Origin of the sequence: Psychrobacillus sp. NPDC096426, assembly GCF_044762745.1 — a bacterium.
Taxonomy (GTDB): Bacteria; Bacillota; Bacilli; order Bacillales_A; family Planococcaceae; genus Psychrobacillus.
On sequence record NZ_JBIWEX010000013.1, the window covers coordinates 98,553 to 117,449 of the forward strand.

Genomic DNA, 18,897 nt, shown 5'->3' on the forward strand with positions numbered 1-18,897 from the left:
AATATTACACCTCTTCCCTTACATGAAGAGGTGTTTTTAAAAGGGAGATTACAATGAAAGCCAACTACCAAAATCTATTTCAAGATTATACATATAAAAGTGGCGTCCATGTGAAAAATCGTCTCATTATGGCTCCGATGACAACCTTTTCCGCTGATGAGAACGACTTTGTATCGCAAGAAGAACTTGATTATTATAAAGAGCGTGCAAATGGTGTCGGTACAATTATAACGGCCTGTGCATATGTATCAAAAAGTGGAAAAGGATTTGATGGTCAAATGGGTATTAACCATGATGGAACCATTAAAGGGCTATCTCAATTGGCAGAGGCTATTCATTCTGGTGGAGCGAAAGGCGTTGTTCAACTTTATCATGGTGGTCGTTTAGCTGTCCCAAGACTTATTCCAAATGAAGAAACAGTTAGTGCAAGCTCCATTGCCCCGCTTAAAGATCGTGGATTCTATAGCATTAATCAGGCTCCAAGAGCATTAACGACGGAAGAAGTATATGGAATTATTACTGATTTTGGTGAAGCAACACGTCGTGCTATTGAAGCAGGCTTTGATGGCGTGGAGTTACACGGAGCAAGTGGATATTTAATTCAGCAATTTGTCTCCCCACACTCTAACCATAGAACAGATGAATTTCAACATACGAATCTATTCTCTTTAAAACTGATCGAAGAAGTAAAAAAGGTAATTCAAGAATATGCAACGAAACCATTTTTAATCGGCTATCGTTTTTCACCAGAAGAGCCAGAAACACCTGGCATTACAATGAAAGAAACCTATTCTTTAATCGACGAATTAATTCAAGCAGATATTGATTATCTTCATATTGCAACAACAGACGCTTGGGCAAAACCACGTAGAGGTATCGTAAGTGATAAATCACGTACGGAGTGTATTGCAGAATATATTAATAAACGAGTACCACTAATTGGTGTAGGGAGTGTTCATACGCCTGATGATGCCGCACTTGTCTTAGAAAAAGGTGAAACAGACTTTGTGGCAATTGGACGAGCACTAATTGTCGATCCGCATTGGGTTGAAAAAGTAGAAAAAAAAGAAGCGGATACCATTTCTCTTCAATTAACAAAAAATGATAAGCAACAGGCTGTTATCCCAACTCCTTTATGGAAACTAATATTAGAAATTGAAGGTTGGTTTCCTGTTGAACGATAAGTGAATTTATTTATGTAGCAATAAAACGGAAGTGATCAAACGCAATGTCGCGTTGATCACTTCCGTAAAAAAACTACGAACCTTCCCATCTCAAATTATAGTGAGGGTTGAAAGTTTCTTACTTAGCATTCAAAAAATCACCAGTACGTTTGTAAACGTCTTTATATTCACCGAGATGCGTCCATTTCCCTAAGAATCCATGCGTAACACCTTCATAACGTTTTACTTCCACATGTACACCCGATTTTTGTAAATTCTCCCCAAATAGTTCCCCTTCATCTCTAAATGGGTCATATTCTGCTGTAATAATAAATGTTTCTGGAAGATTTTCTAAATTTTCTTCGCGTATTGGTGAAACAAGGGGATTATCTGTACTAACATCACCTAGTAGATAGAAGCTATTCAGCTCAGCTAGTTGATCACTTTCTACGAAATAGCCTGTACCATTTTCCACTAATGATGGGTAACGGAATTCACTAAAATCAAGGTCTAAAGATGGATAGAATAATACTTGTTTTGTAACTGTAAATTCTTTTTTCTCACGGGCCATTAAAGAAACAGCAGCAACTAAGTTTCCACCAGAGCTATCACCTGCTAGAGCGAGTGTTTTTCCATCCCACTGTAATTCTTCTTTATGTTCTGTTACCCATTTTGTTAGATTATAGCTATCTTCTAACGCAGCAGGAAATGGGTGTTCAGGAGCAAGGCGAAAATCAACAGCAATGACTTTATGGCCTGATGCCGCACACAAGGAACGTGCTACATCATCATGACTTTCTAAGTTCCCTGAGAAGAAGGCACCACCATGGAAATACATTAAAACTGGGTAAACATCTGCTTCTGTAGGTGTATAAATTCGAATCGTCAGGTCTGCTTCAGGCGTTGACACCGTCTTGTCTTCCACCTGATATACTTGTTCTCGTTGTTCCACTGGTAAAGATGGTGCATCGAACATTTTACGATGTTCTTCGGGAACCACCTTTTGTTTTGTATCTGATTTCGGGATGAATTCCAATATCTTTTTTATCTCGGGATGTACCGGCATCTATGAGAACCTCCTTATTTTTTTATTCGTTCTGATTTATCTAAAAAAACGAACGGAATTCCTTACCTATTGAATAGGTAAGGAATTTATTACTTTTAGAAGTGAGCTTTTTCCGGGAATGCAGTTTCTGCTTGATCTGATGGGAATAGACGAGATAATTCTTGATAAAGCTTCGTAATTGGTTTACGTTTTGCTTCATAGTTTTGTAGTGCTTCATCAATTGTATCCGCTTCCAGGATTGATTTTGCTAATACCTCTGCATCTTGCATGGCCATGTTTGCGCCTTGCCCTTGATTGTGGAGCATTGCGTGAGCCGAATCGCCAAGTAACGTAACTGATTTCGTGCTCCATTTATCTATTGGTTCTAAATCACATAATGGACGAGTCACAATGTCTTCAAATGCGATAGTCTCTACTAATTTTTGAAGTGTTGGACCAAAACCTGTAATGCTTGCTAAAATCTCTTCTTTTGTTAATTCTGGTTTCCATGCAAATTCACCCGGTACTGTAATATCTACGGATACTTGATTACGATGCTCTAATGGCAATAAATAAAAGGAGTTATCACCATCTACATAAATTCGTAAAATGTTTTCCTTTGAAGCCATACCAAGTGCATCGTCAAAGTCAATTAATACACGGTGTGCAAGATAGCCTGAATATACCGGTTCCACATGCCCTAGAACCTGATTACGGACTGTTGAACGAATACCATCTGCTGCAATGACAAGATCTGCTTCAATTGTTGTTCCATTTTCAAACGTGACTTCGGCATAATCTCCGTGGTCGGTAATTTTCTCGCAGCGATGATTTAAATGAATTTGATCTTCTGGAATACCTGACACAATTGTTTCTAATAGATCTGCACGGTGAACCAAACGAGCGTAAGCTTCTGTTTTGTCATCGGTTAATACCGGCCATGCTTCTTTAATCAGAACATGATCATCTCCAGCAATAATTTCCATGTGGTCACTTTGTGTCGTTACTTTTTCCAACGCTTCGTAAAGACCCCATTCCTTAAAGCATCTCACGCTTGGCGGCCGAATCCCGACACCTGCTCCAACTTCCTTCATAGATGATGCTTGCTCATACACGTCTGCACGAATTCCTTTTGCCTTTAACGCTACTGCAGCTGATGCTCCCCCAATGCCTCCACCAATAATTGCAATTCTTAATTCAGCTTTTGATTTCATGAACATTTCCCCCTAAATGTGTTTTTTTACAAACATTTTTTATTCATACACCCCAAATTGTGAACCATCTCAACGATTTACTGAAAAAGATAACTTGTAATCATCTGCAATATGGACAGCCTTTCTCCAGCCTATGAGGCGATCATTACGTGTGTACAACTTGGTTTCCGTTATAAGAACAGGTTCATTGTTTTCAATGCCCAAAACCTCTGCCACCATCTTACTTGCACCAGACGCATAAATTTGATGATCTCCTCGAGAAATGAGGATACCTTGTTCTCTCTCAAGTAACACAAAGACACTCTCGGCTTCTTCAAGCTCCCGTTTGTCCGGTTGGAAATCCTCTGGTACGAGCAGGTAAGTCTGCGCCCATACGAGCGGCTTCCCTTTGAGCATGATTAAACGAGAAATTCTCAAAACCTTGTCATTCGGATCAATACGAAGGATTTCACAAAGATTCTCTGTAGGTAATACCCAATCAACGCTTAATATTTTCGACTTGCAATCCATCCCTTGATCGCGAAGAAAACCAACTAGTCCTCCTAACTCTAGCCCTGGAGGTCGTACGGGCATTTCCTGAACAGGAAAGGTGCCCTTCGCTCGCTCTCGGTAAACATAACCTTCATTGGCAAGCTCCTTCAGTGCCTGGCGGACAGGTGCTCGACTCACACGGAACCGCTCAATAAGTTCATGCTCGGTGCTAAATGGTCGACCCGTCTCACCAGCTGCAGCCTGTAGCTCCTTGATTAAGATTTCCTTAATTTGTTTATAAAGAGGCACCGCTGATTGGCGATCAATCGTGTGTTTTAGTGCATGTCTAGTCATTGCTGTACTCCAATCGTCTCTTTTTGTAAGCTAGCATGTAGCCTAAGCGGAGCCGCCGTACGTTCTTGTACATATTCAAACGTAACATTTGGAGCAAGTTCTAAAACTACAAGGCCAGCATCTGTTACGTCGATTATCGCAAGATTTGTATAAATACGATCTACACAACGAGGAGTCGTTAGTGGATACGTACATTCTTCTACAATTTTTGGTCCCTGCTTACTTGTATGTTGCATAAACAGGAAAACACGTTTACTGCCGGCAGTAAGGTCCATTGCACCACCAACACGTCCCAGAGTAGCGTTTGGAAGCTTCCAACTTGCTAAGTCACCATACTGTGATACTTGGAATGCGCCTAGAATCGCTGCATCCAGGTGACCACCACGAATCATGGCAAATGATTCTGATTGCGAGAAGAATGAGCCACCTGGTCTTAGTGTAATTGGCTCTTTCCCTGCATTTACAAGATCCCAATCCTCTTCACCTGATTCTGGTTTTGGTCCTAATCCAAGAAGTCCATTTTCACTGTGTAAAATGATTTCTTTTCCTTCAGGAATATAATCAGCTACAAGTGTAGGTAAACCGATTCCAAGATTCACGAACCACCCATCTTCTAAGTCTAAAGCTACCCGCGAAGCTAGTTCTGGCATTGACCATCCAATTTGCGCTTGATCTTTACTCATGTACCAATACCTTCCCTTCACTTTCCAATTGCACTAAACGATGTACATACACGCTCTGTGTAATAATCGTTTCTGGATCGATTTGTCCCACTTCTACAATTTCGTCGACTTCAGCAATAGTAATTTTTGCCGCTGTCGCCATCACTGGGTTAAAGTTACGCTGCGCCTTGTTATAAACAAGATTTCCCCAACGATCTGCACGATGTGCTCTAACAAAAGCATAATCGCCTACAATTGCATGCTCTAAAAGGTAGTCGCGACCACTAAAATCGCGTGTTTCCTTCCCTTCTCCAAGCTCTGTCTGCACCCCAGTTGGCGTGTAAAAGGCTGGAATTCCTGCACCACCAGCACGGATACGCTCCGCTAACGTTCCCTGAGGGACAATTTCTAACTCAATCGTACCTTTCTGAAGCCGCTCAACTAAATCATCCGCGTGAGGACCGACTGGGAAAGAGCAAATAATCTTCTTTACTTGGTTGTTGCTAATCAGTGATGCCACACCATCACTAACAGCACCTATATTATTTGATACAACCGTCAAATTTTTCGTGCCTTGCTTAGTGAGGGCCGCGATGAGATTTAACGGTAGTCCACTACCTCCAAATCCACCAACGAGTAACGTCGCCCCGTCCTGCATATCAGCAATAGATTGTGCTACATTTTCATATTTTTTTTGGATCATTGGATTTTTCCCCCTCTCATTTATTATGTGTACCATTCAGCTCTTCTTGATAACCATGCATCGTGACAAAAAATGCGCAAGGTAAGTGCCTTGGATCACCTGTATAACCAAGCTCGGCTGCAATAGATTCAAACGGTCCATATAATCCGTTGCTTTCATTTGACCTTATATCTCCTGAGAGATGCCGCTCCACAACGTCAGCCAACTTCGCATCCATATCAAGGCTTGCTTGTAGCACGGATGCTACTTCTTCACCAGTGATTTGTGCACTTTGCAGTTCACCATTGGCATTACGGAATGGATGCCCTAAGTACAAACGACTTGGACGAACTTCTTCCAATAAACGACGTACACTTTCACGGTATAACCGCGGCTTTTCAATTGTAGGTAAGCCACTTAACCCACCATACATTTGTACCGCATCCGCTGCGAATGCAAAGTTCAGACCATCCAATACAAATGTTACTGATCCAATGGAGTGTCCCGGAGTTTCCACAACAGTTAACGATACATCACCACCTAAGTTGATGTGATCGCCATCCTTCACTTCTAGTTCTGGTTCTATATTGTCACCAATATCCGCTGTTAACATGGCAATATGCTTTTCTTGTATTACTGCATCGGTAATGTATTTCCCTTGCAGTGCTTTGTAATCAACAATCTGTTCATTACGATCTCGTAATAATCGAGCCTCTTTTTTCGGTATAACTACTTTTGCACGTCGGCCCGTCATTTCCCAAACTGCATAAGCACCACCGAGATGATCCACATGACCATGCGTGAGTAGTATCCAGCGAATATCCTCCATTTGTATACCGTGCTCAGCTAGAATTGGTTCAATGTTTTGCGCAGCAGATGCATGAACACCTGTATCAATGATTGCTGGTTCTAGCGCGTCCACATAATAAGCAAATGCAGAGACTGGACCAAATTTACATTCGATCGGAATAATACGTACTGACTTTCCCATTCGCTTCACTCCTCTAATTAAGAATGTTGAACTCTTTCGGAATGACTGGTAAAACTAAACGAGATTGGTGTTCTTTGTCCCGATAAATTTTGTGCATTGTCGCACGGCCACTTGGTAAATGATAGCTATCTGGTGGTAATAATTTTGCATCTTCTCCATCCAGTGGTTCGTTACATGCAAGCTCTAATTCAATACGATGTCCTTGCTTGATTAGGAATGAGAATGGATATAGTCGAATCGCATACTCGATGATTTCCCCAGGTGGTACTGGTACCACACGATTATGTGGATGCCACGGCTCACCGTATGTAGATTTCTCTTCATTTAGTTCACGATGGGATGCTTTTAAATAACCTGAAGTCATTAAAGTACGCTTGCCGCCTGGATCTACATCATAAAGCTTTGCGATGAAGTTCGTGTCATCCGTATCGATTTGCGCGTGAATATATAATGCCCCGGTACCTGTCATTTCTACAGGCTCTAGAAATTTATCAGTAGTCCACTTAATCGCTTCTGATTTAGTTGTAACTGTTAATGGTGCTTGGTAGAAGCCATCTGGATGTGCATATTCAGATGTTAACGGCTCTGGCTTCTCGCTAATTTTGTGACGTGGACGTAAGTAGAACTCTTTCTTTTCTTCATATGGTAATGGCCATTGATCCTCGCCACGCCATTTGTAAGAACCTTCTACAGAGAACTGAACTGCTGGTTCATCCATAATGCCTGTGTCAATTCCTTTTAACCAATAATCATACCAGCGGAACATTTCATCATGGTTTTCATGGAATGGGCGCTCTAACATCGGTGGTAGCGCTTGGATATCGAGTTTTTTTATGCCTGATACTTTGTGGAAGCCTTCGATTGTGCCTTCAACGTTCCAACCGCGCCCCCATTTTGCTTGGAAGTAAGTTGGGATAGTCACTTTATGCGCTACCTCTATTGCAGAGTCTTTTTGCCAGAACGGTCCGTCTAGTGGATTCAATAAGTAATCCATCCACAATTCATGACGATCTTGATAATGTAATAGATGAACAAAATCTGACCAATGTGCGATATCTGGATCGTTTAAGCGCTCTTGCGTTTTTTGTTTAAGTTCTTCTTGTGTAAATACTTTCGAGCTCTTACTTGCTACGTTATTGAATGCATTACCGCTATCGCCGCCGCGTCCTTCACGAGAAGCACGTGGCATTAACCACATAATTCCTCCGTGATAACAAAGTTCATAAAGATCGAAATGACCACCATTTGCAAAAATCGCCTTTAAGTGTGGTGGCTGTTCAGCTGCACCTAAAATTTGAACAGATGCAAAGTATGAAATACCAATCATCCCGATGTTGCCATCGCACCAATCTTGCTCGGCTAACCATTCCACGAGGTCATAAATGTCTTTACCATCCCCGTGACCACCAGAATTATAGTTACCGCACATTTGCCCTTCAGAACCGCCTGTACCTCGTACGTCTGCGATAATATGCGCATAACCTCGTGATACTACTTCATGAATATCCCCAGCTTCAATTGCTCCGTTCCATAGATGACTTGGACGTGCTTGTGGTGGCAATGTAAGGGCTTGGGCTTGTAGTTCTTTACCGTATGGACTAATAGCAAGTAATGCTGGTACTTTTTCAGTACCTTCAGGACGGTAAATATCTGCAGCAATATGTACACCATCTCGCATTTTAATGCGCTCATCTTTAGTGATAATCATTTGAATCCGCTCCTTTTATAAATCCTTCTATACGCGCTCAACTGGTGTGAAACAAGCAACAAAAGGCCCCACATTGTCTTGATCTCCACTTTGCTTGAATACCACTTTTACTCTTTGATTTATGTGTACCGTATCAAGGTCACAGTCCACGATATTCGTCATCATTTTCGGTCCTTCATCAAGCTCAACGAATGCAATCGCATATGGTACACCACGTCGCATCACACTATATGTGTAAATACTTCCAGTGCCTTTCGCTTCGATCCATGTTGTTTTATCGCTCATGCAATACGGGCATAACGCGCGTGGATAATAATGATACTCCCCACAGGAATTACACTGCTTGATCAGTAGCGTCCCTTCTGCAGCGGCATCCCAATATTCTTTGTGTTCTGGATGAATCTCAGGGATTGCCATCGTTCTTGATTGATATGTAGTTACCATGATCTACACCCTCTCCAAGATAAGTGTTGCACTACCATGACGGCTTGCTAATCCGCCACCAGTACCGTGAGCTAAAGCGATGTCACAATTTTTCACCTGTACTTGTGGTTGTGCTTCTCCACGTAACTGGCGAACAGCTTCAATTACTTTGACGATGCCACCTCTGCTTGCTGGGTGGTTATTATTTAAACCGCCACCATCTGTATTAATTGGAAGCTTGCCAATACCTGAAATTAGGTTCCCATCAGCAACGAACTTACCACCTTCGCCTTTTTTACAAAAACCTAAATCCTCTAGCTGCATCAACACGGTAATAGTGAAGCTATCATAAATGGAAGCATATTTAATATCTTGAGGTGTTACTCCCGCTTCTTCAAAAGCTCTAGGTCCTGACCAAATTGCTCCTGTATATGTAAGATCTGTTTTACCAACTTGTAGTCCTTTTGTTGCTTCACCGGCACCCATCACTCGGACAAGTGGGCGTTTTAGACTTTTCGCTATTTCAGGTTTCACCACTACTAATGCACCACCACCATCACTTACAACGCAGCAATCTAATCGGTGTAATGGATCCGCAATGAGAGGAGAAGCCAATACATCTTCTACAGTCACTAAATCGCGTAGCATTGCATTTGGATTATATTGAGCGTGATGAGACGCGGCAACTTTGACCCACGCTAACTGTTCGCTCGTCGTACCAAATTCATACATATGACGCATTGTAGCCATCGCATACTCATTCACGGCAGTCGGACCAAAAGGAAGTTCGAATGGTGCATCAGGAACATTCGCACCCACAATCTTTTGTTTCACACCACTTCTACCTTCAGAACGTGGACGACCTGCCATTGTGATCAACGCTACATTACATTTGCCAGCTGCAATCGCCTGGGCCGCATGTGAAACATGAGTAATATACGATGAACCGCCCATTTCTGTAGAATCGATATGGTGAACATTGAGTCCAAGGTAATCGACCATAGATAAGGCACCCCCTGGAGCATCTCCCGCACAAAAGTAGCCGTCTACATCTTCGAACGACAGCCCTGCGTCTTCCAACGCACCTTTAGCACATTCAGCATGTAAGGCTGCAACGGATTTGTTTTCAGCCTTGCGAGTTGGGTGTTCGAATGCACCAGCAATATAAGCCACCCCTTTAATACTCATCCCGCTTACCCCCTAACCAAATCTAAAAAATATTTTGTAGACTTCTAGATTTAGAAGTCTACTTCACTTTATTCGGATATTGCTACCGCTTCTCGAATTCCAACTAAACGTGGTTCTTGCATTGTTAAAATTTTGGCAGGTGTATGAATTAAGAGTTGCTCAAATACTTCTTCACCAACGCCAGCTTTACGAAGATCCGGAATAAATTCCTCGAATAAATAATTTACTGAATGCCCTTTTAACCCTGGCCATCCTAACGCACAGCAGTTTGCGTCTGCAGAAATAACTGCACGATTTAAAAATCCTTTATCAAGGAAACGAAGGAAATGTTCCACACGGTCTTGACGCGGTCTTGACCAATAAGGTGCCCCCTCTACTTCACTGTCATAACCAATTGTGTCAAAGCCTACATAACCACCGAGCTCTGCAATTTTTGAATCACGATCTTCATCAAGATATCCTCCGTCATCTGCATGCCCGAAAAGAATTCGATCAAGTGATAAGCCCTCTTCTTTAAAAATGTCAATTGCAGTCTCAGCATCTACACATAAATGTGTAATGATTGGAGCCCCAGTTTTTAATGCTGCACGTGCAGCGGCGCGATATATACGTTTATCTAATTCATTTAATTTACCACCACGACTAACTCCTACTTTTATAGCACCCGCTTTTGCGTCTGTACCATCAATACCTACTGTTATTTCATGAACAAGTAAATCAGTAAGATACTCGACGGATTTGTTACGGAAATATGGTAGAGCTGAGTCAGCTGCTACAAATCCTGTAACCGCTACAATATGAACTCCAGTTCTGCGTGAAAGGACTTGGAAATACTCGATATCACGGCCATTTCCAATGCCTGTGCAGTCTACAAATGTTTTTCCACCATGCTCTCGAAAGCGACGTAACTTTTGTAATGTAACCTCAAATGCTTCTTCAGGCTTTTTCCACCATTGTGTATCTAAGTCACACCCCGGTAGACCAAACCCAATATGCTCATGCATTGCTACGATTCCCAAATCTTCTGTTGGAATTGGGCCTAAAACAGTATTAATTTTCCCCATGTTTATCACTCCTCACTCTTACTCTATAGATGCTCTACCAATGGCAAGCTTTTAATAATTTAAAATGTCTTAGTCATCCGTTCCCTTAATAAGTGACGGGTTGATATAATTTATCCCATTCATAGTTCCATCCAGAAATCTTTTGCTCTGCTGAAGGATCCACAGTTAGTACCCTTTGTGGGTTTTCCTGAAGTAAGATGCGAATTTGTTCTTCTGTCACTCCCGCTTTACGTAGTTGTGGTACAAATGATGTCAATAAGTGATCAATACTAAGTTCTTTTGCTTCATGACCTTTAGCCACACCAACCGTATTGCTAGAAATTAATACCCGTTCACCATGTCCTGCTGCAAATAATTCAGCGACTAACGTAGCACGTTCTATATCATTTACATAACCTTCATTGGATGACCAACCAACATGGTCTAACGCAACGTATACTCCACGTTCAGCAATTTCAAAGATTACTTTACTTTCTACCGCTTCTAAACGGTCTAACCCTCCGATAATCACACGATTTGGAGCAATACACTCACTTAATAACACCTCTAAATCATTTATAGCATTTGCACCATATTGTACAGATACAGGTATCCCGGTTGAAAGTGCTGTCTGCGCAGAACCACGGAAAAGTCCAGTTTCTACTTGTGTTATTCCTGTTCTTGAGGCGATTGATGTTACTAAACCAGCGGAGCTTGAGCGTTCAACACGCGGTATAACAATTCCTTCTGTCACTTCTTTTGTAAAAAGCCCAGAAAATTGTTCAGCTGACCAAGGTGTAGGTGGATTTTTTTGAGGTGTCATAAAGTACCCACCTAACATTGGCTCAGGCCCTAATCCTGTTGACGCAATGATATGTACACCTGTTGTTTTAGAAAGCGTTCGATAAAGTTCAACATCGCGACCGTGGAACATACCACTACGATCGACAATCGTTTTCCCTCCAAGTCGGCGGTAATCCATCAGTTTTCGTTTCAATATTCCGAAAATTTCACTTTTATCCATGTTAATCTCAGGCGCGTACTCTGCTCCAGGCATTACTGAAAGAAGTGTCTCATGTATAAGTACAACACCAAGTTCCCTTGTAGGAACAGGTCCCAGCACCGTACGAACAACACCTGAATTATTTTCTTGTATATTATCTAGCATTGTTATAACCTCCTATCATTTTAATAGTTCTACATTTAAGAACGTTTTTGGATGTAACCGCTTTCTTCCACAATAAACATAGCAATGTAATATCTAAGTTGTTAATGCAATATTATAATATTGTTATACCAAAGTCAATTACTTTTTCTGACTCTTTCGAATAGTTTAAAGTTAAGGGTTTTAAGAGAATTCTTTAGCGTTTTAAAGAAAGAGTACAAATATTTTGTGAGCGCTTTTTGAAAATCTAGAAGTTTTCTGAGGAATAAAATAAGCAACAAACTTAGACAATCTACGTTTGTTGCTTACTATCAATCTTTTTTTGTATGATAACCATTCTCTGCATATGGTTGCAGTTTATCTATCCACTGATTTAACAGCTTTTCTAGTTCTTTCTTTTCATTCATAAATTGACTTTCTGGAATTTTCAATATTTCTACTTGCTCGATTTCAAATGCTTCTTTTCCATATTGGTTCCACTCTTCTTGAAGCTCTTTATTTGTGTGCATACCATTTTCCAGTGTGAATTTAGTACCGTTTAGCGTTTTGAAATTACGGGTCGATGCGACAAACTTTTTGCCGTTTTGTTTATTTGTAATCGTATAAATACCGCTTTCTACTTTTACTTCTTTGTATGCTTGTTTCAATTCTTTTTTTCTTTCCATTTAAACCAATCCTCTTTTATTAGTTTTTTACCCAGTACTCACTACCGTCGTCTTTGCGATCTAAAAATCCATACTCGATTAAATAACGTCTTAAAGTGACGAAGTCTGCATATACATTTTTGAGTACTTCATTAATTTCTTTTTCGCTGTACACTTTCTCTAGTTCAAATCGTTTAATGATGACGCGCAGTGTTGCTAGTTTTTGCTTCTCTTTTTTCGGAAATTTTACTAGTGGACCATCTGTACCTTCCGGGAAAAATTTCTTTTCCACATCGAGTTGCTCTTCTTTTGTTATGTTGTACCGATCGTCTACCATTGTCGCGTTTTTATGAAGGGGTAAAAATGTCGGTGCATGGTTGTCTTTTTCCTTCAATAGTTCCATCATTGTTAAGAAAATTTTCGCTTGGCGCTCTTTTTCTTTTAGCACAAAGCGATGGTTTCTTATGGTGGAACTGCTACCTATATTTAATTCGGCTTGAATTTCTGCATCATTTTTCCCCTCATAAAATAATCGCAGTAAGCTATTTTGGTGATCCGTTAACCCTGTTAGTTTTTTGTTTAAACTAATTAAGTACTGGAACATGGATCCATGCTCTCGTTCCAAATGCAGCTTCATAAATCGTTCTGCTTCTAATAGAACTGCTTGATGTGGATAAATAATACCCTTTTCTATTTTTTCACCACAAACTAAACAAATAAAAGCTTCTTTTTCTTCCACATATCCTGCTTTTAACTGTTCTAAATCAGCGTTCCAAAATAATTCCGTAATCTCCATTATATAAACACAACCATTCATTGTTTGTTATTTTATAAACATAATATAATAACATCTATAAAATATCAAATTAAAAATATATAGTTGCAATATATCAGAAAATAATGAACAATGAAAAGGACAACGCTTCGGATTTCGAAGAAGCGACTGGGAGGAGAATATCATTGGTTACATTTAAAGACTATGAATACAAACGTCCAAATTTGGAGGAAGACAAAGTAAAGTTTAATGAGGCTTTAACTAAATTTAAGCAAGCTTCTTCTATGGAAGAGCAAAGTGCGGCAATTGAAGAACTAAACACATTGCGCAACGACTTTTCTACACAAGCTAACTTGGTGTACATTCGGGCATCGATTGATACAAACGATGAGTACTATCAAAAAGAACGAGATTATTTTGATGAAATCAGTCCTGAGGTAGATGAACTTGTCACGGAATACTATAAAGCGCTTGTAGCTTCCCCATTCCGTAATGAACTAGAGGAGAAATGGGGAAGTCAGCTATTTGATCTAGCAGACTTTCAAATTAAAGCATTTTCTTCTGAAGTAATTTCCCTAATGCAAAAAGAAAACAAGCTAGCTTCCGATTATTCAAAGCTAGTCGCATCGGCACAAGTTGAATTTAACGGTGAAGTCTTAACACTTGCGCAGCTTGGACCATACTCAGAATCAACGGACAGAGATGTGCGTAAAAAAGCTACAGAAGCAAGATTCGGATTCTTCCAAGAACATGAAGCAAAATTTGATGATATTTATGATCAACTCGTAAAAGTTCGTCATGAGATTGCAACGAAATTGGGGTATAAAAACTTCGTCGAACTTGGATATGTTCGTATGAATCGCATCGACTATAATGCGGAAATGGTGAAAAAGTTCCGTGATCAGGTGCGGGATTATATCGTTCCTTTAGCAACTAAACTATACGAACGCCAAGCAAAGCGCATTGGAGTCGAGCAATTGAAGTTTTACGATGAATCACTCAATTTCTTAACAGGAAACGCAACACCACAAGGGTCATCTGAGTGGATTGTTGAAAATGGGAAGAAAATGTATGATGAGCTTTCACCTGAAACAGCAGAGTTCTTCCAATTTATGATTGATCGAGATTTGATGGACTTAGTTGCAAAGAAAGGAAAAGAATCTGGAGGATATTGTACGTTTATCGATGACTACGAATCTCCATTCATTTTCTCAAACTTTAACGGAACTTCCGGTGATATCGATGTGTTAACGCATGAAGCTGGCCACGCATTCCAAGTATATACGAGCCGTAATATTGGGATTCCTGAGTACATTTGGCCGACATTTGAGTCTTGTGAAATTCACTCGATGAGTATGGAATTTTTTACATGGCCTTGGATGGAATTATTCTTTAAAGAGCAAACCGATAAATATAAGTTTGCGCATTTAAGCAGTGGTTTATTGTTCTTGCCTTATGGGGTTGCGGTAGATGAATTCCAACATGCTGTGTATGAAAATCCTGAAATGACTCCGGCGGAACGAAAAGATGCTTGGAAAAAAATTGAAGAAATTTATTTGCCACATCGCGATTATGACGGCAATAGTTATTTAGAAGCAGGAGCTTTTTGGCAACGTCAAGGACATATTTACGCTAGTCCGTTTTATTATATTGACTATACTTTAGCACAAATTTGTGCATTCCAATTTTGGAAGCGTTCAAGAGAAGATCACGAGGCTGCATGGAAAGATTATTTACACCTATGCCAATTAGGCGGTTCAAAATCTTTCACTAAATTAGTAGAAGAAGCTAATTTAATTTCGCCATTTGAAGAAGGTTGTGTGGAATCGGTTGTTGGCACGATTGAAACGTACTTAAATAGTGTGGATGACTCTGCTTTATAATATTTTGATAAGGGAGTTGTAAATATTGAATCCAGCTGGTTTTTGGGCTCGTTTTGCTGCTAATATATTAGATGGCATAATCATTGGGTTACCTTTATCTTGTATTAGTTATTTGATTGTCGGCAATTGGGACGAAACCCCCATTACAAGTTTTGGAAATATTATTTACACGATTATTGTACCGGTTGTGTGGACTGGATATACAGTAGGTAAGCGAATATTAGGAATTCGAATTGTAAAATTAGATGGTTCGAAACTTGGCTACGGAACGATGCTCTTGCGCGTTCTTGTTGGAGGACTTGTATACGGCTTAACTTTAGGAATAGCGCTCATAGTGAGTGCATTTATGGTCGGTCTCCGAGAAGATAAGCGAGGAATTCATGATTTCATCGCAGGAACGTATGTGACGTATGATTTACCAGAAGAAAGTGAATAGTTTTTGAAGCAGAGGCTACCGAAAGTTAATCCTTTCGGTAGCCTCTTTATGTGGAATTTAGGATAGTAGTAATAATGGGAAGTTTAGTTGGAAAATAGAAGGAGTTAGTTGTAATTCTTGAAGGTTTAGTTGTAAAAATCACCATTTTAGTTGTAAATGTATTTTTCTGGATGAATTATTACAGCTGCCTGGCACCAGTTATAATTCCGAAAGTCGAAGGAATCTGTTAAAATATGTGTATGCGTTTTAATTTGAAAGGGGACTTTTCTCATGAAAGAAATATTAATCGAGCGTTTAACTCGTTATGCAAAAATAGACACACAATCGGACGCAACAAGTACGACTTGCCCGTCAACGGAAGGCCAATGGGATTTGCTTCATGTTTTAGAGAAAGAGCTTGCGGACATTGGTCTGGAAGAAATCACATTAGATGAAAACGGGTATTTGTTTGCTACTTTGCCTTCTAATACAGATAAAGACCTTCCAACAATCGGTTTTTTAGCACATGTTGATACGGCAACCGACTACACGGGGAAAAACGTTAACCCACAGTGTATTGATAACTATGATGGAAAGGACATCACGTTAAATGCATCGACAGTGATGTCTGTAAAGGATTTTCCTGAGCTTACAAACTATGTCGGGCATACACTTCTTACTACGGACGGCACTACACTTTTAGGGGCAGATGATAAAGCCGGCATTGCAATTATTATGACAGCTATGGAATACTTCGTTCAAAATCCGGAAGTAAAACACGGAAAGATTCGCGTCGCATTTAATCCAGATGAAGAAATCGGTCGTGGACCACATAAATTTGACGTGGAAAAATTCGGTGCGAAGTTCGCTTATACTATGGATGGAGGTCCACTTGGTGAATTGCAATACGAAAGCTTCAATGCTGCAGGTGCACGAGTTGTGACGAACGGTACTAGTGTGCATCCAGGTTCTGCAAAAGACAAAATGGTAAATTCCATTACAATCGCAACGAAATTCCAATCCCATATGCCAGTAGATGCTGTCCCTGAAAAAACGGAAGGCTATGAAGGGTTTATCCACTTGATGAATTTCAATGGGGATGTGGAAAAAACAGAGCTTAGCTATATTATTCGCGACCATGATCGTGAAAAGTTTGAAGCAAAAAAGCAACTGTTTTTAGACACTGCGGATAAAATTAAAGCAGAATACGGAGAAGGCGCTATTTCGGTTGAACTTGAGGATCAATATTATAATATGGGTGAAAAAATTGCCCCTGTTATGGAAATTGTAGATGTAGCAAGAGATGTGATGGTTGCACTAAATATCGAACCTCTTATTATTCCTGTTCGTGGTGGTACGGATGGTTCTCAACTTTCTTACATGGGCATGCCTACACCTAACATATTTACTGGTGGCGAAAACTATCATGGTAAATATGAATATGTTTCAGTAGACGCTATGGAGAAATCTACGGAAGTTGTAAAAGGGATTATTCAAGCTTTTGAAAATCAAGGATAAGTAGGTGGGTTCATGCGAGAAATATTACTGGGGATTCTTGCCTCTTTGTTTTTTGCGGTAACATTTATTCTTAATCGATCAATGGAAGTATCGGGAGGAAGCTGGCTTTGGAGCTCTTCCCTCCGCTTCTTTTTTATGCTACCTTTTCTATTTATCATTGTTTATTACCGAAAAGGGGTAGCCCACACAATCCATGAAATAAAGTCCGCTCCTGCTCCGTGGCTCATATGGAGTTTTGTTGGCTTTGTCTTATTTTATGCACCACTGACATTTGCAGCGGCTTATGGACCAGGCTGGCTAATCTCCGGAATGTGGCAGTTTACAATTGTCGCTGGTGTTTTACTCGCACCATTTTTTTCGGTAAAAATAAAAGATCGAATCATCAAACAAAAAATCCCTGTCATTTCGCTATTAATCTCACTTGTCATTTTAATAGGTATTATTCTTATTCAAATCCCAAACACAAAGTCACTTTCCATGAATGCTGTTTTTCTTGGTATATTACCTGTAATCGTGGCTGCGTTTGCCTATCCACTCGGAAATCGGAAAATGATGGAGTATTTAGACGGCAAACTGGATACGTTTCAGCGCGTGCTTGGGATGACGATTGCTTCCCTTCCAGCTTGGATTATACTTGTCGTATTCGCACTATTCACAGTTGGACTCCCTTCTATGAGTCAAGTTGTACAATCGTTAATAGTAGCGGTTAGTTCCGGTGTTGTCGCTACTACTCTATTTTTTATGGCAACAGATCGAGTCCGGGATCATCAAGGAAAGTTAGCTGCTGTAGAAGCAACGCAGTCGACCGAGATACTATTTGTGATTGTTGGGGAAATGATTGTTCTCCACATTCCATTACCTGTACCAATTGCTTTAGTTGGACTTGGCATAATTATTTTAGGAATGTTTTTACACAGCTACTATACGAAAGTCTTAAATACAAAAGCTGCAGTATTGACTTCAAAAAATACAATACAAAAAGTGCATGGTTATGAATAATCTTCTCTCATAACCATGCACTTTCTGTTTATACCATATATCTTCCAAGAGCTTTCTCTACACTGTTTACAAAGTCGCCTCCCGCTCCCCAGTCAAAGCGTAAAAAAGCTCCTGAGCCAGCTCCTGATGAGGCAGCGTGTACTTTTGTTTTGTTTTCTAAATTATCAATCGTAATAGTTAATGAAGCCCGATTACTTGTGCGCATATAATACTTCTCTAGTACGCATACCACAATTTGATGTTCGCCTACTACTCGCTCGTACACATCTACAATCGCGCCTGAAATACTTCCTTGCACGATATGTTGTTGCAATACATCTAGCGCAGCTTTCGGTGCCAACGAAACGTAAAAGTCGCGTATATCCATTCAAATCCCCCCATTTCCTCTTATACTTACCTTTACGTTGGAATGAGGAAATAGTTTCTAAGAAAAAAGAGAAACAAAAAAACGTTCCATAGTGAACTGACCTAGCGATATGAGACACATATAAAACACCTATTTAGGCTGCCGCAATTCCAAATTCTTTTGGTGTTAGGTAGCCTAATTTTTCTTG

At 40.2% G+C, this 18,897-nt stretch carries 19 protein-coding genes; 5 read left to right on the forward strand and 14 right to left on the reverse strand.

What is annotated here, in order from left to right; all coding sequences use genetic code 11:
- Positions 1-53: 53 nt before the first annotated feature.
- Entirely contained in the window at positions 54-1,184 is a 1,131-nt protein-coding gene (locus ACIQYS_RS12625) for an NADH-dependent flavin oxidoreductase (RefSeq protein ID WP_402980114.1), read from the forward strand.
- A gap of 118 nt (positions 1,185-1,302) precedes the next feature.
- Here ACIQYS_RS12625 and ACIQYS_RS12630 read toward each other — a convergent pair whose 3' ends face one another.
- The 13 genes from ACIQYS_RS12630 to ACIQYS_RS12690 all read right to left on the reverse strand — a co-directional run bounded on the left by ACIQYS_RS12630 (position 1,303) and on the right by ACIQYS_RS12690 (position 13,549).
- On the reverse strand, positions 1,303-2,229 hold the full coding sequence (locus ACIQYS_RS12630; RefSeq protein ID WP_402980117.1) for an alpha/beta hydrolase: 927 nt from the start codon (positions 2,227-2,229) through the stop codon (positions 1,303-1,305).
- Between the two features lie 95 nt (positions 2,230-2,324).
- A complete protein-coding gene (locus tag ACIQYS_RS12635; RefSeq protein WP_402980120.1) occupies positions 2,325-3,422 on the reverse strand; it encodes an FAD-dependent oxidoreductase in 1,098 nt (365 codons plus the stop codon).
- Positions 3,423-3,491: 69 nt separating this feature from the next.
- Positions 3,492-4,247 (reverse strand): GntR family transcriptional regulator, encoded by a 756-nt coding sequence (locus ACIQYS_RS12640; RefSeq protein ID WP_402980123.1) that lies wholly within the window; start codon positions 4,245-4,247, stop codon positions 3,492-3,494.
- Positions 4,244-4,930 carry a 3-oxoacid CoA-transferase subunit B gene (locus ACIQYS_RS12645; RefSeq protein WP_402980126.1) on the reverse strand — a complete coding sequence of 229 codons (687 nt, stop codon included), beginning with the start codon at positions 4,928-4,930 and terminating at the stop codon, positions 4,244-4,246. The genes ACIQYS_RS12640 and ACIQYS_RS12645 overlap by 4 nt, the downstream gene beginning before the upstream one ends.
- On the reverse strand, positions 4,923-5,609 hold the full coding sequence (locus ACIQYS_RS12650) for a CoA transferase subunit A (protein WP_402980181.1): 687 nt from the start codon (positions 5,607-5,609) through the stop codon (positions 4,923-4,925). The genes ACIQYS_RS12645 and ACIQYS_RS12650 overlap by 8 nt, the downstream gene beginning before the upstream one ends.
- A gap of 19 nt (positions 5,610-5,628) precedes the next feature.
- Positions 5,629-6,582, reverse strand: a complete 954-nt coding sequence (locus tag ACIQYS_RS12655) for an MBL fold metallo-hydrolase (RefSeq protein ID WP_402980129.1) — start codon at positions 6,580-6,582, stop codon at positions 5,629-5,631.
- A gap of 13 nt (positions 6,583-6,595) precedes the next feature.
- On the reverse strand, positions 6,596-8,290 hold the full coding sequence (locus tag ACIQYS_RS12660; RefSeq protein ID WP_402980132.1) for a CocE/NonD family hydrolase: 1,695 nt from the start codon (positions 8,288-8,290) through the stop codon (positions 6,596-6,598).
- A 27-nt stretch (positions 8,291-8,317) separates the two neighbouring features.
- Positions 8,318-8,734: a Zn-ribbon domain-containing OB-fold protein gene (locus tag ACIQYS_RS12665; RefSeq protein WP_402980134.1), complete on the reverse strand. Its 417-nt coding sequence runs from the start codon at positions 8,732-8,734 to the stop codon at positions 8,318-8,320.
- Positions 8,735-8,737: 3 nt separating this feature from the next.
- Positions 8,738-9,901 (reverse strand): thiolase domain-containing protein, encoded by a 1,164-nt coding sequence (locus tag ACIQYS_RS12670; protein ID WP_402980137.1) that lies wholly within the window; start codon positions 9,899-9,901, stop codon positions 8,738-8,740.
- Between the two features lie 68 nt (positions 9,902-9,969).
- Complete coding sequence (locus tag ACIQYS_RS12675; RefSeq protein ID WP_402980140.1) at positions 9,970-10,965, reverse strand: phosphotriesterase family protein; 996 nt, start codon at positions 10,963-10,965, stop codon at positions 9,970-9,972.
- Positions 10,966-11,050: 85 nt separating this feature from the next.
- Positions 11,051-12,112 carry a phosphotriesterase family protein gene (locus tag ACIQYS_RS12680; RefSeq protein WP_402980143.1) on the reverse strand — a complete coding sequence of 354 codons (1,062 nt, stop codon included), beginning with the start codon at positions 12,110-12,112 and terminating at the stop codon, positions 11,051-11,053.
- 308 nt (positions 12,113-12,420) lie between these two features.
- Positions 12,421-12,774 carry a GIY-YIG nuclease family protein gene (locus ACIQYS_RS12685; protein WP_402980146.1) on the reverse strand — a complete coding sequence of 118 codons (354 nt, stop codon included), beginning with the start codon at positions 12,772-12,774 and terminating at the stop codon, positions 12,421-12,423.
- Between the two features lie 19 nt (positions 12,775-12,793).
- Positions 12,794-13,549 carry a DUF2087 domain-containing protein gene (locus ACIQYS_RS12690; RefSeq protein ID WP_402980149.1) on the reverse strand — a complete coding sequence of 252 codons (756 nt, stop codon included), beginning with the start codon at positions 13,547-13,549 and terminating at the stop codon, positions 12,794-12,796.
- A 164-nt stretch (positions 13,550-13,713) separates the two neighbouring features.
- Between ACIQYS_RS12690 and ACIQYS_RS12695 the strand changes: the two genes are divergently transcribed.
- The 4 genes from ACIQYS_RS12695 (at position 13,714) to ACIQYS_RS12710 (ending at position 18,343) form a co-directional block, all read left to right on the forward strand.
- The gene (locus tag ACIQYS_RS12695) at positions 13,714-15,411 is read left to right on the forward strand and encodes a M3 family oligoendopeptidase (protein WP_402980152.1); all 1,698 of its coding nucleotides are present in this window, start codon (positions 13,714-13,716) and stop codon (positions 15,409-15,411) included.
- Between the two features lie 22 nt (positions 15,412-15,433).
- Positions 15,434-15,847: an RDD family protein gene (locus ACIQYS_RS12700; RefSeq protein WP_402980184.1), complete on the forward strand. Its 414-nt coding sequence runs from the start codon at positions 15,434-15,436 to the stop codon at positions 15,845-15,847.
- Between the two features lie 270 nt (positions 15,848-16,117).
- Positions 16,118-17,344, forward strand: coding sequence for a peptidase T (pepT, locus tag ACIQYS_RS12705; protein WP_402980155.1), 1,227 nt, complete (start codon positions 16,118-16,120; stop codon positions 17,342-17,344).
- Positions 17,345-17,356: 12 nt separating this feature from the next.
- Positions 17,357-18,343 carry a DMT family transporter gene (locus ACIQYS_RS12710; RefSeq protein ID WP_402980157.1) on the forward strand — a complete coding sequence of 329 codons (987 nt, stop codon included), beginning with the start codon at positions 17,357-17,359 and terminating at the stop codon, positions 18,341-18,343.
- A gap of 28 nt (positions 18,344-18,371) precedes the next feature.
- Here the strand turns inward: ACIQYS_RS12710 and ACIQYS_RS12715 are convergent, their stop codons facing one another.
- Complete coding sequence (locus ACIQYS_RS12715) at positions 18,372-18,710, reverse strand: DUF6054 family protein (protein ID WP_402980160.1); 339 nt, start codon at positions 18,708-18,710, stop codon at positions 18,372-18,374.
- Positions 18,711-18,897: the final 187 nt, after the last annotated feature.

What these genes read in the sequence shown, in the direction of transcription:
- ACIQYS_RS12715 (WP_402980160.1), bottom strand. Translation starts at nt 18,710, where the DNA reads ATGGATATACGCGACTTTTACGTTTCGTTGGCACCGAAAGCTGCGCTA.
- ACIQYS_RS12655 (WP_402980129.1), bottom strand. Translation starts at nt 6,582, where the DNA reads ATGGGAAAGTCAGTACGTATTATTCCGATCGAATGTAAATTTGGTCCA.
- pepT (WP_402980155.1), top strand. Translation starts at nt 16,118, where the DNA reads ATGAAAGAAATATTAATCGAGCGTTTAACTCGTTATGCAAAAATAGAC.
- ACIQYS_RS12660 (WP_402980132.1), bottom strand. Translation starts at nt 8,290, where the DNA reads ATGATTATCACTAAAGATGAGCGCATTAAAATGCGAGATGGTGTACAT.
- ACIQYS_RS12630 (WP_402980117.1), bottom strand. Translation starts at nt 2,229, where the DNA reads ATGCCGGTACATCCCGAGATAAAAAAGATATTGGAATTCATCCCGAAA.
- ACIQYS_RS12680 (WP_402980143.1), bottom strand. Translation starts at nt 12,112, where the DNA reads ATGCTAGATAATATACAAGAAAATAATTCAGGTGTTGTTCGTACGGTG.
- ACIQYS_RS12665 (WP_402980134.1), bottom strand. Translation starts at nt 8,734, where the DNA reads ATGGTAACTACATATCAATCAAGAACGATGGCAATCCCTGAGATTCAT.
- ACIQYS_RS12685 (WP_402980146.1), bottom strand. Translation starts at nt 12,774, where the DNA reads ATGGAAAGAAAAAAAGAATTGAAACAAGCATACAAAGAAGTAAAAGTA.
- ACIQYS_RS12640 (WP_402980123.1), bottom strand. Translation starts at nt 4,247, where the DNA reads ATGACTAGACATGCACTAAAACACACGATTGATCGCCAATCAGCGGTG.
- ACIQYS_RS12675 (WP_402980140.1), bottom strand. Translation starts at nt 10,965, where the DNA reads ATGGGGAAAATTAATACTGTTTTAGGCCCAATTCCAACAGAAGATTTG.
- ACIQYS_RS12690 (WP_402980149.1), bottom strand. Translation starts at nt 13,549, where the DNA reads ATGGAGATTACGGAATTATTTTGGAACGCTGATTTAGAACAGTTAAAA.
- ACIQYS_RS12635 (WP_402980120.1), bottom strand. Translation starts at nt 3,422, where the DNA reads ATGAAATCAAAAGCTGAATTAAGAATTGCAATTATTGGTGGAGGCATT.
- ACIQYS_RS12625 (WP_402980114.1), top strand. Translation starts at nt 54, where the DNA reads ATGAAAGCCAACTACCAAAATCTATTTCAAGATTATACATATAAAAGT.
- ACIQYS_RS12645 (WP_402980126.1), bottom strand. Translation starts at nt 4,930, where the DNA reads ATGAGTAAAGATCAAGCGCAAATTGGATGGTCAATGCCAGAACTAGCT.
- ACIQYS_RS12670 (WP_402980137.1), bottom strand. Translation starts at nt 9,901, where the DNA reads ATGAGTATTAAAGGGGTGGCTTATATTGCTGGTGCATTCGAACACCCA.
- ACIQYS_RS12710 (WP_402980157.1), top strand. Translation starts at nt 17,357, where the DNA reads ATGCGAGAAATATTACTGGGGATTCTTGCCTCTTTGTTTTTTGCGGTA.